At 43.0% G+C, this 16,407-nt stretch carries 12 protein-coding genes; 3 read left to right on the top strand and 9 right to left on the bottom strand.

The window, feature by feature from the left end; translation table 11 throughout:
- The gene (locus B5E53_RS12560; RefSeq protein WP_087315567.1) at window positions 1-1,125 is read left to right on the top strand and encodes a cobalt-precorrin 5A hydrolase; all 1,125 of its coding nucleotides are present in this window, start codon (window positions 1-3) and stop codon (window positions 1,123-1,125) included.
- 147 nt (window positions 1,126-1,272) lie between these two features.
- Here the strand turns inward: B5E53_RS12560 and B5E53_RS12555 are convergent, their stop codons facing one another.
- The 9 genes from B5E53_RS12555 to B5E53_RS12515 form a co-directional block, all read right to left on the bottom strand.
- Complete coding sequence (locus tag B5E53_RS12555) at window positions 1,273-1,653, bottom strand: DUF2442 domain-containing protein (RefSeq protein ID WP_087315565.1); 381 nt, start codon at window positions 1,651-1,653, stop codon at window positions 1,273-1,275.
- Between the two features lie 16 nt (window positions 1,654-1,669).
- A complete protein-coding gene (locus B5E53_RS12550; protein ID WP_087315563.1) occupies window positions 1,670-1,840 on the bottom strand; it encodes a DUF4160 domain-containing protein in 171 nt (56 codons plus the stop codon).
- A gap of 215 nt (window positions 1,841-2,055) precedes the next feature.
- Window positions 2,056-2,838 (bottom strand): phosphoribosylformimino-5-aminoimidazole carboxamide ribotide isomerase, encoded by a 783-nt coding sequence (gene hisA, locus B5E53_RS12545; RefSeq protein WP_087315560.1) that lies wholly within the window; start codon window positions 2,836-2,838, stop codon window positions 2,056-2,058.
- A 248-nt stretch (window positions 2,839-3,086) separates the two neighbouring features.
- The gene (locus B5E53_RS12540) at window positions 3,087-4,688 is read right to left on the bottom strand and encodes an LPXTG cell wall anchor domain-containing protein (RefSeq protein WP_087315558.1); all 1,602 of its coding nucleotides are present in this window, start codon (window positions 4,686-4,688) and stop codon (window positions 3,087-3,089) included.
- A gap of 84 nt (window positions 4,689-4,772) precedes the next feature.
- Window positions 4,773-5,636, bottom strand: a complete 864-nt coding sequence (locus B5E53_RS12535) for a class C sortase (protein WP_087315556.1) — start codon at window positions 5,634-5,636, stop codon at window positions 4,773-4,775.
- On the bottom strand, window positions 5,633-6,538 hold the full coding sequence (locus B5E53_RS12530) for a class C sortase (protein WP_087315554.1): 906 nt from the start codon (window positions 6,536-6,538) through the stop codon (window positions 5,633-5,635). The genes B5E53_RS12535 and B5E53_RS12530 overlap by 4 nt, the downstream gene beginning before the upstream one ends.
- Before the next feature lie 680 nt (window positions 6,539-7,218).
- Window positions 7,219-8,616, bottom strand: a complete 1,398-nt coding sequence (locus tag B5E53_RS12525) for a SpaH/EbpB family LPXTG-anchored major pilin (protein ID WP_087315552.1) — start codon at window positions 8,614-8,616, stop codon at window positions 7,219-7,221.
- Window positions 8,617-8,724: 108 nt separating this feature from the next.
- On the bottom strand, window positions 8,725-13,989 hold the full coding sequence (locus B5E53_RS12520; protein ID WP_162611909.1) for a fibro-slime domain-containing protein: 5,265 nt from the start codon (window positions 13,987-13,989) through the stop codon (window positions 8,725-8,727).
- Window positions 13,979-14,182 (bottom strand): hypothetical protein, encoded by a 204-nt coding sequence (locus B5E53_RS12515; protein WP_242963697.1) that lies wholly within the window; start codon window positions 14,180-14,182, stop codon window positions 13,979-13,981. The genes B5E53_RS12520 and B5E53_RS12515 overlap by 11 nt, the downstream gene beginning before the upstream one ends.
- A gap of 692 nt (window positions 14,183-14,874) precedes the next feature.
- Here B5E53_RS12515 and B5E53_RS12510 point away from each other — a divergent pair.
- Window positions 14,875-15,261 carry a hypothetical protein gene (locus tag B5E53_RS12510; RefSeq protein ID WP_087315545.1) on the top strand — a complete coding sequence of 129 codons (387 nt, stop codon included), beginning with the start codon at window positions 14,875-14,877 and terminating at the stop codon, window positions 15,259-15,261.
- A 190-nt stretch (window positions 15,262-15,451) separates the two neighbouring features.
- Window positions 15,452-16,363: a hypothetical protein gene (locus B5E53_RS12505; RefSeq protein ID WP_087315542.1), complete on the top strand. Its 912-nt coding sequence runs from the start codon at window positions 15,452-15,454 to the stop codon at window positions 16,361-16,363.
- Window positions 16,364-16,407: the final 44 nt, after the last annotated feature.

Here is a 16,407-nt window from a genome sequence, read left to right as displayed (position 1 = left end):
ATGTCAACCGCATATTTTTACCTCACCGACGAAGGCGGGCAGCTGGCCCGCCGCCTGGCCGCCTCCCATCCCGGCGACCTCTACAATAAAGAAAACTTCAAGGCTGCCCTCCGGGAAGCCTTTCACAAGTACGACTATCTGGTCTGCATCATGGCCACCGGCATTGTAGTCCGCATCCTCGCCCCGCTGCTGGTCCACAAAACCAGCGACCCGGGCGTTGTGGTCATGGACCAGAAAGGCCGCTTCGCCATCAGCCTGCTGTCCGGCCATCTGGGCGGCGCCAACGATCTGGCCCGGGAAATGGCCGCCCTCTCCGGCGGCGAAGCCGTGATCACCACCGCCACCGATGTGGCCGGCGAACTGTCCTTCGACACCTTCGCCAAAAACCATCACATGGCCATCGAAAACATCCAGGAACTCAAGCACATCAGCGGCGCCCTCCTGGCCGGAAAACCCGTCCGCGTGATCACGGACAGAACCTATGCGGAACTCACTATCCGCAAGCCTGCCGCTGCCGGGCATAGTTCCGGGGATTCCAACACCGCAGAAAAAATACAGACCCTTACCGTTCAGGAGGCAAAAGAACATTTATCCAAATATACTGCAGATCATACCAAAGGTGCGGGCACTCCCAATGAAGACCCTGCCGGGGAAGAAGCCCTCCCCACAGTAGTCATCGACGAAGGCTTCACCTTCCTACCCACGCCGGCATTTCCTGTGCTGTACCTCCGTCCCCGGACCATCTGCGCCGGCATCGGCTGCAAACGGAACATGGACGCCGCTTCCATCGAAGAAGCCCTTCTTACGGTACTAAAAAAAGAGGGCATAAGCCCTCTCAGTCTTAAATGTATCAGCACCATTCCGCTGAAAGCCGATGAACCCGGTATTCTCACCACCGCTGAGCATCTGCACGTCCCGGTACAAATCATCTCCACCGCCGATATCGAAGCGCTGGACATCGACACCCTGGGCATCCAGACTTCAAACTTCGTGGCTGAGCAGACCGGCGTCCTCTCCGTCTCCACCGCCAGCGCCTACCTGGCGTCCGGCAGAGGACGCATCCTGCGGGATAAAGTAAAATTCAAGGGGATAACCGTGGCGCTGTGCCAGGTGGAAGGGGAATAAACATAAAAGAAAAAAATTGGGGAGACGAAAATGTCTCCCCTGAAGATTTTTTGTAATGGTAATTAATAATAAGAACTGTGAAAATTGTTTTTACTTTCTAAGATAATTTGTAATTATTATTTATTAAGTTTTTTTATAATAACACATCTAATTTAGGCTGTCAACTACGCTTTGAATTGAATCAGCCTTTGCTTCATCTATAGCTTCCATCTCATCTAGAGTTTGGTCATCTTCCGGAAAATCACTAACAACAGGACTCTGAAACACTTGAAATGGATCAATGTCTATACATCTGCTTTCATCTCTATCTCCGGAAAGATCCCAAGCAATAGAATTATTTAATACTGTCAATTTTTCTCGAAATGTATTTTCATTCTCCAGAACCTTAAAAACTCCACCTCGTTTTATAAGCGGCTTCATATCATAAAGTCTCACTTGACCGTCGTTCATGTAAGCATAAACAGTGAAATTTCTCCCAGCTACTGCCTGAAAAACTTCAGGGAAAAAATCCAACTTATTATTTTTCATAAAAATCACCCCTTTATTATATTAACGGGTTTATCCTGTTTAATGGTTTATTCTCCTTTGCCAACTCCCAGTTTTGCATAAGCTCGTCTTTGTGAATTTCGGCCCATGCAAGAACAAATTTTAATTGTCTTTTTGGAAGTCCGCCTTTAATAATAACACCTTCATCAATATCATTAATCACTTTTATTAATTCTTGTCAAGCTTTTATTTCCAACAAAAAATATCTCCCCTGAAAGTTTTAAAACTTACATAATTTGATTTACAAATAAAAAGTTATCCGGCAGGCGTCGCCTCTCCTGCATCTCTTTTAACCCTCAAGGGTGCGTGATTACAACGGAATTTACCACCTCGAATAACTTCTTACCTATTGTACCTCAATTATATGATAATTTCTGCCTATTTTCAAAAATCTCCTTTTATCTCCTCCAGCACATCCTCAAACCGAAGCGGCCCGCCAAATAAATCCAGCGCACTTCCGATGGTCACGTCTACTTTGCCGCGGCCCAGTCTTTTCAACTGACGCAGGTCTTCCATGGTACCTACGCCGCCGGCGTAAGTCACCGGAATCCCATCCCAGCTGCCAAGGAGCGCCGCGATATCTTCCTCGATGCCGTTGGATTTTCCTTCCACGTCCACGGCGTGAATCAAAAATTCATCGCAGTAGCCGGACAGTTCCTCAAGCACCGTCTCGGTGAGCTTCACATTGGTGAACTTCTGCCACCGGTCTGTGACGATATAATAAGCATCATCTCTCTTCCGGCAGCTCAAATCAAGAACCAGCCGCTCTTTGCCGGTTACCTTCACCATTTTGTTCAAATTATCATAATTGATCTCCCCATCACGGAACACAAACGAGGTCACAATAATGTGCGAAGCTCCCTTATCCAGGAAAAACGCCGCATTCTCATCGTTCATGCCACCGCCGATCTGCAGACCACCCGGGTAAGCGGCAAGAGCCAGACATGCCTGCCGGACATCCTCCTCATAATAGGAGCTTCCTGCCGGATTCAGGAGGATGATATGGCCACCGGTTAAACCGGCATCCCGGTACAGAGCGGCGTAATAGTCCCCGTTCTTCTCCGAAACGAAATTGTCTTCGGCAAAATCTCCTTTATCCAGAAGACTCCCTCCCACAATCTGTTTTACTTTTCCGTTATGAATATCTATACATGGTCTGAATCTCATAATGATACCGTCACTTTCTCATATATTATTCCATTTTATATTGTACCACAGAATTTCATCCTTTTCTTCAATTCCTGACAGAAAGTACTTTCTCCCCTGATAAATAACCAAAAAAAACAGAAAACCCCCGACGGTCTCTCCATAAACCGCCGGGGGCTCTCCCCGCATGATCAGAGATCATATCTCTCCCTGCATTTATTTATTACAATGTCATATCAAATGACATCGCGTCATTGGGCTGTATTATGTTATCCGTTCCGTCTTCTTCTTCTGACAACGACCACGCCGCCTACAACCACTGCTGCTGCCAGGAGACCTGCGTACAACAGAATCTGGTTATTATCGCCGGTCTTTGCAGAACTGGAACTTCGGCTGCTGCTTCCGGAACCGGAGCTTCCACTGCCACTGCTGCTGTTGCCATTGTTTCCATTGCCACTGCCCGGATTGGCTGCCGCCGGCTCCTGTGTGGATGGCTCTTCCTGATAATAGCCGTCACCACCGCCAAGGGTATTGACGATAGCCACAGAAGCCGTGTTCTGATTCATGGAAAGATTTACATTTCCTTCACCTGTAACGGTATAAAGGAAACTGCTGTCCTGGCTGACCGGAACGCCTTTCTCGTTTGTCTCTCTCACCGCATAGGTGATAGGCTCCGTGCCGTTGGTACCGCCTAAAGGCACTGTAACTGTCACTGTGCCGTTATTATTCAGCTTCACAACCTCGACCGGCGTGCTGCTGATATTTCCCTGGGCATCCAGAGTAAAGATACCAGCATAGAAAGTGTCTTCCGTAGTGATCATATTGCCTTCATTCATCACGCTCTTGGAGATGGTGATGTCGCCGGTATAATAAAAACCTTCCGGCAGTCCGTCTGTGTATACGTTGCTGATCACAGTGCTTCCGATATGGTCTGTTTCATCCTCCAGAGAAATGATCGGAGCCGTATCTTTTCCTTCTGCCAGGATATCCTCACCGGCCATACAGTAGAACGGATTCTCCGTACCCTGCGGCTCCAGATAAGCAATCGGCTCTCCATCCGCAGTGGTCTCAAAAACATAGTATTTCTGGTCTGTGATCGGGATATTATCAAAACTGATGGTCGCGCTGTTTCCATCCATGATGTGCACTGCCTTCACACTGTTTCCCGCACCACGATACGGCTGTGTTCCCGCTGCATCCAGGAACAGACCGATATAATAGGTAGCGTCCACTGCAGTTATATTGCCCTGCAGATTGCCATCGCCGTCCACACTCTTCACGGTCTTGGTCACATCAATACGTCCAAGAGTCGTTACCGGGTCCGCTTTCGGTGAAATACTCACATCATAATTCCAGCTTGTCTCATTGGCATATGGCACCGGTACTACGGAAGCTCCGAAAATACCGTAAGCATTGGAATTTCCCTGTGTGATCAGATACATACCCTGTTCCAGATTCTCAAACTTTACCACGCCGTCCGCGTTCGTCCAGAGACTATCTGTGGTTCCAATCTCTCTGTCTTGTACCGCAGTCGCCAGAGCCTCCGCCACATCCGCATTGGCCTGCTCTGTTGTGATATCATTGAGATCCACATTCACGTCTTTCAGCGCCTCCACCAGAGAAAAGTCAAGATAACCTTTACTGGTATCCAGATCACCTACTTTATAAAGGTTAACCTGTACCCCCTCTTTATCTGCTCCTGTCAGATCCGGAAGAGTTACCGTGATGCTTCCCTTTGTACCCGCATCATACGCTTCCCCGGCACCGTCCGCTGCCTGTGCATCAGATCCCATTCCAAACAGCAAGGTGAAAGCAAACAGAAATGTCATAATTATGCCGCATTTTCTCATCTTATGCATTATTTCTTTCATAATACGCCTCCTTTGATTCTCTATGGGTTTTCCCTTATTTTCCTGAATTACGGATTATCCGCAAATACATTTCTATAAAAACATTTATTTCTTTCTCTTTCTGTTCAGACAGATTCGAATGACCACAATCACGATACCTGTCACACACACGCCGCCGATCAGGAAGAACATGTAGTAATCCTGCAACAGGTTCTTTGCGGTATCCACCGGCGTCTCCGCTGTCTCTTCTTCATGATACTCGACCCGTGTGCCCCGCACCAACAGCCGGTGGGTATTGACGCCATAAGGCGTGCAGGTAAATAATGTAACATAATCCTGACCATCCTCAATGGCAAGCGCTTCACTGAGCGCCTCGGTATCATCCTTATCTACCATGGGAAGGATCTGATCCACCTGATAGGCCAGAGTCTCATCCAGGATGTGGATATAGAACTCATCTCCCTCTTCCAGCTGATCCAGATCTGTAAACAGCCGGGCGCTGGGCAGTCCCCGGTGGGCCGCCAGGACGGTATGATTACTCTCTCCGCCGATGGGGAGCTTTGTCCCCTCGATGTGTCCAATCCCGGTCTGAAGCACCTCATCGGACGTGCCATGGTAAATGGCCAGTTCCACATTTATTTTTGGGATGGAAAGGTAGCCCATCATGCCGTCACCTGCGATGTTGAGCACGTTCCAGTATTCGGAGCTTTTATCCTCCTGCCCGCCTTCGCTGAACACATCGGCACTCATGGGCTGATTGACAGTGATACTGTCGTTATATTCCTTTGCCCTTTCCCATTCCCTGTCGAAATCCTCAGTATCTGTATTTTCTGTGATATTTTTATAATTACTGATCAGCCTGCTCTGCCGGTAATTATTCCACTGGTTGGAAATGGTCGGATAGGCCAGTATCCCAAATCCGGCCAGAAATAACAGAGCAAACAAAATCGTAAAAACCTTTCTTCTCATGACTGCTCCTCATCCCGCTTACTCCTGTCATGTTTCCTTCTCTTCTCCGGGTGTTTTCTCAGATATCTGTCCCGCAGAACCAATACGGCAATAAATGCACCGGTAAGCACCAGGCCCACAGCCACCCATAAAATGTAGTTGGTATGGAGGCTGTTTCCAAATAGTGAGTTGGAAGCCTCATCTGCCACCACGTCCGCGTCATACGGCACCCGATGTCCCCGCACCAGCAAACGCTGGGTGTTCACCCCGTAAGGGGTACAGGTAAGCAGCGTCGCCAGATCTTCGCCTTCCACCACAGACAGCGATTCCGTCTGATCCGGCTCCACCACGTTGATTTGATCCACCTCATAACAAAGGGTGTCATCTAAAATATGCAGAAGGAAATGGTCTCCTTCTTCCAGTTGATCCAAATCCGTAAACAATGTAGCACTTGGCAGACCTCTGTGGGCGGAGATAACCGTATGGGTGCTCTCGCCTCCCACCGGCAGGGAACTTCCTTCCAGATGCCCTGCCCCGATCTCCAGCACTTCCTTATCGGTGGTATGATAAATCGGAAGCTCCACATCAATTTTCGGGATCTCCACGATCCCCATGATCTCATCACCATTGATATTGAGGCAGTTCATATACTCTTCATCTCTGTCCGAAGCCTCCGCTACAGCGAAAGAATCGGGAAGGATCATCGGCATCAGCGCGTCATTATAAGCTCTCGCCCTCGCCCACTCTGCCTCATAATCAATCTCTCCATTGGCGTCCTTCTCCGCCACTCCTTCCTCATAACTGCTCATCAAACGGCTCTGCCGGTAACTGTTCCACTGGTTGGCAACGAAAGGATACAGCAATACGGACAACCCGGCTAAAAATAATACTGCAATTACTATGATGTTTAATTTCTTTTTCATCCGACCTCTCCTTATTGTTGTAACTTTGGTATGGTTAATTTCACTCAAAAGATATCTCCGTAGAAAAACAGCCTTTTGTATATGTCTTCCTCCTCCACCTCAGACAGCCGTTTCTTTTATATTATGTATCGTCTCTTCTTTCCCGGCGGCTGTCTTCACAGTCGTCGTCGGACGATACAAATGTTTTGTTTCCCCGAATAAGGGATTCTTGAATCTGACACCAGCAAACTGGACTACTACTTATGGCGGTTGATGGGTGTCTTATAAAATTTTTATATTGAACGGCTTCCAAATGTCATGATATCTTGACAGAAAAACCTTTTTATCTGTGTCTTCTCTTCCACTTCAGACAGCCGTTTCTTCTATTATTATGTTATGTTGTACTATGCATCATCTCTTCTTTCCCAGCGACTGTCCTCACAGTCGTCGTCGGACGATACAAATGTTTTGTTTTCCCCGAACAGGGAATGCTTGAATCTGACACCAGCAAACCGGGAATCTCTTTTATGGTGGCTGGCAAGTGTTGCTCGTGAAAAAACTTTAAAGCGGCTGGCTTTCTGCCTTTTCTTATGATAAGCCGAGGTGGGAGTTCCACCCCGGCTTGTGGTTTGTGTCAATAACTGATTACTTTATGTAACTTGTTATTTCCTTGATTGACTTTTCAGTTCTTCACCGAATAATTAGTTGGCTTTCTTACGTGTTGCGAAGAATAAACCAGCTGCGGAGATCATGATGACACAACCCGCGATGGTGAAGAGAGTTGTACCCATGCCACCGGTGGATGGAAGAGCGGACATTGTTGTGTTTGGAACCTTAACTATGCCACCACCAAAATCTGTACATTTATACTCAATTACCTTGGTTCCATCTGGTTCTGTTCTATCTGGCTGTTGAGTAATCTCTGCATCTGTTAATGCTTTAGGTGTACTGTCTACTTTATATCCGCTCGGTGCCTTAGTTTCTACAATGTAATAATGTTTAGTTGCATCCAGATTATAAAATACCAATTCACCGTTTTCATTTGTTTGTTTTGTATCAACTAATGTTCCTTTTCCAAGATTCTCATTCGTTCCATCATATTCATAAATCTGGAATTCTGCATCTTTCAATACCGTTTCTTCGTTATTTACATCGTATTTTTTAATTGTAGCTTTAGATGGATGGATAATGACTTTAGTATCTGTCTCAGTTGAAGTACCATTTGGAGTCAGTTTTAAAGAGGATTTAACCTCATTGGACAATGCTGCCGATTCATTTCCTGTATACTGTGCAAAATAAGTTATTGTAATCGTCTGACCCGCTTTGGATGAATCATACTGAGATATTTTAATACTATATTCAGTAGCATTATTTACAGGTGCTTTATTATCTACAATAGTATAATCTAAATCATTATTTCCCACTTTAACACTAAAAAGATGGTTAGAATCTACCACTAATTTTCCATTTGTTAATTCATCAGAAATTGTAAAAGAAGCATTTGTATAATTTGGAGAAATAAATGGATACTTCACCGTTACAGTATATTTTACAATTCCATCTTTCCCTACTGATTGTTGTTCAATAGATTTCTGAATCTGATCTGGAGCACCCTTTACATAAGCTTGTACAGTCTCCGTTGAATTAACAGGAACATACGCTAATGTAGGTGCATAAGTCCAACCAGTCTTTTCAGGAATGATAAGATATATACCTGCGCTAGTAATATTGTTTATAGTATTACCTGTCACGGGAGTACCATTCTTTAAAACAGTTTCTCTTAATGCTTCTAATGCAGCACCTAATTTTCCATCTGTATTAATTTCCCCAGGGTCTTGATTATCTGCTGTTGCATCAATAATATCTTGCAAAGTTACATTTGCACCAGTAATCACACTTGCATAACTATCAGATAACTTCCATCCAGTTGAAGAGGAAGTATCCGGTTCTACAATCTGGATATATTTCACAGTTGCATCATCAATATCATTAATTATAATACTTGCATTTGTAGTATCAGCCGCAAACCCAGTTATGCCTAATCCCATAACCATCGCCAATGTCATTAACAAGGCAAATAATTTTTTCATTCTCTTCATAATACATCTCCTTTTCCGGGGATTGTCCCCTTTGTTGTTATTGATTGCTATGATGTTTTGTTTTCATCCTAGCGGCTCCCGGGGGAGCCGCTGAAAAAATCGTGTTCATTATTTTCTCAGCAGCACCTCCCGTTTACGTTTTTGTCTATATACTATCAGCGCTGCTCCTGCCATAAGGAGGGTTCCGCTGAGTGTATACCAATAGATGCCCGGGCCGCCGGCGGATGGGAGGTCATAGACCACTTCATTTTCATAGAAATAAGATACTAGACCATTTGCTGCAACATCTGTTTCCATTGGAGTCCCATCTTTAGCTTCAATAGATTTCAAAGCTCCCGAAGAAGTAATCTCTACTGTCCACTCTAAAGTACTACGCTTATATCCACTTGGGGCGCTTTTCTCTGATAATGTATAAGTACCAGCATCAATTTTATTTACTAATACTCCATTCTCTTTCCAGATAATAATTCCTGTTTCTTCTGCTGATGTACCAGTGTATTTTTTATCTGAAGCGCTTGTAGAAACAAGTTCAAACTCTGCTCCGCCAAGTTTCACTTCATGACCAGTACTGCTTACTTTTACAATCTGCCAATTTGCTATCACTTTACTATTTGTAAATATAACTACACCATCTCTATATCCAAGATATGCCGTTCCTGTTGCTTCAGCTTTTGGAAGACCTACATACAAATTAGCAGTTTTATTAGTATCATTGATCTTTGTTTCTATAATCGGATTTCCGTTTGCTTCTAGTCCTCCTGCTACAACACTTTGCGCCTCAAATCCATTTACAGAATTTTCACTTACTGTATAAATGTCCTGCGCCAAATCTGAAACTACTGTTGCTTCCTTGGTAATTTCTGTTGCATTTGAATCGATCTTCTCCAAATCGCTTTCGTCAAATGTAATAGTTACCCCCCTTAGATATGGCTGATCCGGATTATAACGATCAGTACCATTAATAGTAAATGTAAACTGTATTTTTTTATCATCTGAAGCCTCTAACGCAGCTCTCAAATCAGCTACTGAAAGCGTTTTTCTTACCGTCATAGAACCAGCTACAACATTAACTGTATATACCGAATTTGTAGATATATTATTTGTTACTACTGTACCAGCATCAGCCCCCGGCGTACTCAATCCTTTACCTGTTGTAATGGATTGTCTCTCATCTAGACTTTTTGCCGTATAAGTAACAGTTAAAACATATCGTTCTACGGCATTGCCAGACTGATCTAAACGATGTGCCGCTAACTGTCCTTTATTATTCTGTACAGCAAACTGTAATGTAAATTTTCCGACAATATCATTAGTAGTACCATATTTATAATCTACATTAACAGAATTTCCAGTAATTAAAGAAGTTAACTGTCCATCTGTCAGTGTACCCACCAAGTCAGAAACTGATATCGTAACTTTTTCATCTGTACTGTCATTCACTAATTCAACAACTTCCGCTGTATTCAAGAGTTCTTGAATAAAATTCTGCGGAGTAACGGTTTCTCCTTTAAAATATGTAACTTCCTTATTCTCACTATGAAGAGTTAAAAGCTTCACGTTAACAGTTGGCATCGGAAATTTAACCACATCATCATCTGTAACGTAAATTCCAGATTCAGAGCCATTGGTAGGAATCATATTTCCGCCGATAAAATCTTCTTTTGCTTTTACGTAGAAAGAAGCTGACCAGCCGTCATCATCATTAACGTTTGGAATAGTGACTTTACTCCATGTGATAGTGTAGCTCCTAGTATTTTCATCATAAGTAACCGTTCCGCTATTACCTTCGGAATCTGTGATAATATCACTAGCTTTTGCTATACGATACCAAGTCTGGGTCTCCGTGTCTTGCCAAATTCTTTCTGAATCATTTTCCGTAGTCGGCACAAGCAAATTAAATCTTTCATCGACAACGTCCTTGATGTTTTCTACGTCCATAGTTACGTTAGAACCAACGCTACCGGCGATGTTTGTAAATATTTCACTTAATTCTGTTATATCATCAGTAATAAAAGCACAATTTTCACTAGCGATATATTGGCTGAGGAAATTTTCGCCACTTGTCTCAGTGTCATGTTTCCCATGACCATACTGTGTGTTAGCGGAATGACCAGGCGTCCAAAATAACTCTCCGTCTAGTCCACTACCATATCCTACCGTATATATTATTGTCCCTGCATTTTTCATACTGGAAGCATGATTATAAGCATCATTCGCCACCATACAATTAAATGAATTATCACTACTATTATACCCTGGCAATCCATCTGTAAAAAGCAAAACATACTTATTAGAATATTGTGCATTATTCTTCAAAAGTGATTCTGCTTTATCCAAAGCATCACCCATAGGCGTTCCACCAGATGGAGACTTTTTACTATCAATAAAATCATTTAAATCCCCAGCATTTTGCTTCACATCTTTGAATCCACTGGAAGATGTTTTATCTGTAGAAGATCCCTGTGTCCCTTGATACCACACAACAGCAATTTCAATATTTCCACTATTCACTCCAGAAACTTTATTTGCCGCTACAGCTATAAAATCTTTCGCTGCGTCTTGTACATCATCAAAAGCACTTCCCAATGAACTACTTGCATCTAGGCAAAGTACAATACTTGCACTTTCTCCTTCACTACCTGCAGTTGAACCAATGGCTCCGGCGCTTAAATCTACTTTATACACACGATTCTCATAATCCTCTACTTTTGCTGTTTTATTCTTATTCAATAACTGCGAAGAACTATTCGGCGTATTGACAAAAACAATCTGATTGACCCCTTCTCTTACTATAAGCTGGCCGCTTAAATTATCATTGTCAATTACATAGTCTTGTCCATACACTTGAATACTCGTGTTGTATTCACTATTTCGAGTTTCAAAAACTCGGAAATACGTACCAGCCGTAATGTCACTAAACTCAGCACGTTGTCCTGGTTCAAGTGTAAATTCCCCGTTACTTCCTATTGTTCCTGACGTGGAACCTGTACCATCTGTATTATTAATAATAAATGAAGTTCCTTCCTTAAGTGCTGTCCAGTTTTTTCCATTTGCGCTGGTTTCCGCCTTAAATGTAAACTTATCATCAGTGGTAAGACCTGCTATACCTAATTGTTTTTCAACAATAACTTTATCAGTGGGTACCGTCTGAATATTGAACTCCAGCTTGCAGTTCGAAGTACCTTCACCTCTTTCTAAATAATAGAAATTAATAGTATGGTCCGTATAATCAGCAAAGGTATTTCCATTAAATCCAGTATTTGTATCTCTGTTTGCAGCTTCAAACAACGCTTTAAGAGTCGTTTCAGGCTGACCTGTTACCGTTACCTTTCCTGTATTGAAATCAATACTTCCATCCAAAGCATCATGAATACCACCAATATCTAATACCAACACACCATCGATAAATACCCATACGTCATCGTCACCATTAAAATTAAAAACCATATTCTGGCCATTGACTTTACCTTCTGCTGGCTGAACAAATGAAGCACTCATCGTCATACCAAAGTGAGTATTTTTTTGGGTTCCTCCCTCACCTGTTGTAAAATCTCTCAATCCAGTAGTTGTATCTTTTATAGTGCTATTATTAGCCAGTACATTAAACGGGAAGAAACTTCCCTTCATGTATACGTCTTCTGTTCCATTTGGCGCTGCCGGCACATCATACACAGTAAAATTGCCGGCGTTACCACCTGATTTATTATAGTAAGCAAAGTTTTTGCTACTATCGTACCTATAATAACCATCACTATCTTTGGTAAATAAATGATTCACGTTCGGATAGGCAACTTTACCTGTTCCATCTGTCGGAGCAAAAAGATAAGATGCATCTTGTCCACCATTATACGAATCATTGAAAAGCGGATATGTATAGTCATCTCCACTCTTTGCCATATTTTTTTCAAATATGCCGTCAAATACAGCGTTTTCGCCTCCACCTGAATGATACGTATTTACATCTGTATTTGTTTCTGAACTTCCATTAGTGAACTTAAAGTCTTTTCCCGAATTAATACCTCCGGTATAATTCGTTCCTGTGGAATAATCAAATAAATTCAGGGTTATACCAGCAGATTTGCTGTCCACGGTATTGATTGTGCCAAGATCAGAGGCTTGGTAGGTGTAGATAAAATAAATAGTTTGATATCCTATTGACTGCCAATTATTATTACCTAAACTCTTTGTACTATACTCATTTCTCCACCTATCAGAGTTATACCTTATTCGAGCTACTTCTGTATTTGCGCTATTAAAATTCCCACCTATCTTTGCTTCTGAAAAGATATATCCCTCCGGCACATTAATTTCCTCTGCAATTTCTGCGACAGTTCTAGCCTCAGTAGACCATAAACTAGTATCATCATCGCTTCCTATCGAATTTCCGCTACTATCCACTACTTGAACTGCAAGATAGCCATAATAGCCCCAATATATAGTAAATGTCGAGAAACTCTCCGTCTTCACTTCCACTTTCTCCACCTGTTTCGCATCGGTGGTCTCCAGTGTATCAATCTTGCCAGCTTCTCCCATATCCACAACCTGAGATACATTTCCATCAGCGTCCTCTTCCAGATGCATTACGGATACTTCCGTATTCTTTGCATCCTCTTCACTGAGTTCCGCCGGAATTGCAGCCTTTCGATATTCCATGGACACTTTTACTTCGCTGTTCGGCTCGATTTCATTGCCGTCTTCGTCCACGAAAGTAATATCGTAAGCCAAGAAACCTTTGATCTCTGTCTCAGTTTCGGCAGCTTTTTCCTGTATTTTCTGTTCTACTTCTGTATACTGTGCCTGTGTTTCTGTATCATCTTTAAGGATTGGCACAACCTTCAACTCTGCGCCTTCTGGGATAGCTCCCTCTGCCACTTCGCTGACTGTAACGATAACATCATCATTTTCATATGTAAGCTCTGTTACAGCATTTTCTTCGTCTTTAATCTCTGTACTTTTCTCTTCTTCTGTACTCTTTTTATCAGAAGCTTCCGAGGTTTCTTTACCTTCTTCTGTCGTGGTTGTTTCTTTCTTATCGGCAGTTGTAGTCTCTTCTTTGGCTTTTGTGGTTGCCTCAGTGGTAGACTCCTCTTTTTTCTCCGTGGTGGCTTCCGTAGTTTCTTCCTTTTTCTCGGTGGTCTTCGTCTCCGGAGCCGTTTCCTTATCGGATTGCTTCGACGTATCTTCCTTGCTTTCCGTGGTCTTGTCTTCCTCAGACGCACTTTCATCCTTTGTCGATTGGGTCTCTTTTACCTGTTTTTCCGCAGTGGTTGTCTCCACTGCCGGTGTATCCGCTAGTATGGACACGCTGTTACAGATAACCAAAACCATGCAAAGCATGAACGCTATTAATTTTTTTCTCATTTTACTCTTCATGGCTGTCTCCTCCTGTTTTTTCGTCGTTCTGAACCAAAGCTTCATCTATTAATTTCAGCATTTCCAGTGCGCTTCGGAAATACTGCTCGTTCTGCTGTTCGACCCAGAGAATACTTCCCTGCCACGTACTGTTTTGCCTGTCCAGAATCTTTAAAATGAATGTCTGGTCTTTTTTGTAATCCTTTGTTTTCACATTCTGGCACTCCTTTCTGGGCAATTTCATTCATTTGTCATGAATCTCTGGTCTCCGGGTTTTTCCCTTCTCGCATAGAATCCATCAGGGTTTATGCTTATCATGAGGTTATTATACTAATGAGGGCATTACAGGAAACATTACATTAACGCCATTTTGAAAACTTTTTGTACGCTTAATTTTCGTAATTTTGTAATATTTTTGTCACCTGATTATTTTAGTAAATGTAATGTTTTGGACGAGGCATGAGATTAACAGCCTGTCAGCGTTACATTTCCTATATTTTTTACATTTTTTTACAGAAATGTGTTGATTTTCGTCTGAAATTGATGTATAGTAAAAATATACTTTCTAAACGTATTTCATGTGATATATGTTGTGATTCTTAACGACCCAATTTATCATTTTCAGGAAGGAGTTGCCTTTGTTCACAGAGTCTTCTTTTGACACACAGGCAGCCAATGATAAAAAGCAAAGATACCATAAGAGTGAATCTGAGACATGATCAGCCGTGGCGGTAACCAATGCGCCACGCGACCACACAGATGAGAGTTATGAACATAAACCCATGACCGGAGTCAGCGACATAGAAGCGCAGTACGACCAACGCGGCCACAGATACAGCCGGGGCACGCATCGTCGGCCTTAATACAGAGAACAGCGAACTTTGCGAGGGAAAGATTTTCTTCGATGTGCTTTTTTACCTTTACCTGCCGGCCAAGCGCGGTCTCCACCGTCTGCTGCGGGTGCTGTTCTCCCCAGTGCTCACTAAGATGCAGAAGTTCAAGATTCTACGGGAAGAATATGGTATTGGACAGGATTTCTACGACACAGATATGATCGATACATTCAGAAAGGAAGTGAATGCGATGTGTAATTTAAGCCAGGGTGTGAAAGAGTATGGAATTAAGATTGGGAAGGAAGAGGGATATATTGCCGGAAGTGAAGAAACTTTAGTTAATATTATTCTTCGGTCTTTCCAGCAGGGTTTTACCGTGGAAAACATTTCCTCTATTACAGATATGAGTATTGAAAAGATTAAAGAAATTATCTGGAAAGAGATGCATGTAAAGGTATAATCTTCCCCAAAATGCACTTTTTCTTCTCTGTCTTGTTTTTACATTTTTTTACATTTTAGTATTGCATTTACATTTCAGTTGTTGTATACTATCAGTAAACATACATCAGATATCTCCTTCGTAAATAACCACAGATTATATTCTAATAGCAGCAGTAAACTATGATATATGTATTGCGGGAGGTACATAAATGTTAGAACAACGTGATTATACTATGATTGCCGATATAGTCAATCAGGCTATGATACCTGTAATCAGCCATATTGAAGACACGAGGCAGGATATCGCCCATATACAGCAGGGGATTTCTGACATGCAGCAGGAAGTTTCCAACATGCAGCAGGATATCAAGCAGCTTCAGGATGAGGTTTCCAAGATTGGTCCTATGCAGCAGGCCATTGAACAGCTTCAAGTCGAGGTGGCCAAGATTGGTCCTATGCAGGAAGCCATTGAACAGCTTCAGGTCGAAGTTGCCAAGATCGGTCCTATGCAGCAGGCTATTGAACAGCTTCAGGTCGAAGTCGCCAAGATTGGCCCTATGCAGCAAGACATTGCCGACATGAAACAAGAGATCTCCGGCATGAAACAAGAGATCTCCAGCATGAAACAGGAGATCTCCGACATGAAACAAGAGATCTCCGGCATGAAACAGGAGATCATCTGCATGCAACAGGATATCTCCGACGTGAAGCAGGAAGTTTCCAACATGCAGCAGGATATCTCCGACGTGAAGCAGGAAGTTTCCAACATGCAGCAGGATATCTCCAAGGTGAAGCAGGAAGTTTCCAACATGCAGCAGGATATCTCCAACGTGAAGCAGGAAGTTTCCAACATGCAGCAGGATATCTCCAACACGAAACAGGACATCGTCAAAATCAATCTTGAACTTGAGAATAATGTCCAGCATAAGATTAATATTCTCGTGGAAGGCTACGGTTCTCTGAATGACAAAATGGATATGATGATCGAGGAGCAGAAGCGCCAGGGGAAGAGGCAGGATTATTTTGATTTACAGCTTCGGAGCCATTCTGCCAGAATTACCCATGTTACACGGCTGATAGAACACTTACCATGTCAACATGGCAGGGATAACACTTTATAAAAAGAAACAGACGCGCAAAAGATTACCGTGCCGCGTCTCTTTCG

This window comes from Eubacterium sp. An11 (genome assembly GCF_002161065.1).
Lineage (GTDB): Bacteria > Bacillota > Clostridia > Lachnospirales > Lachnospiraceae > Anaerobutyricum > Anaerobutyricum faecale.
This window is presented reverse-complemented; position numbering and strand designations above follow the sequence as displayed.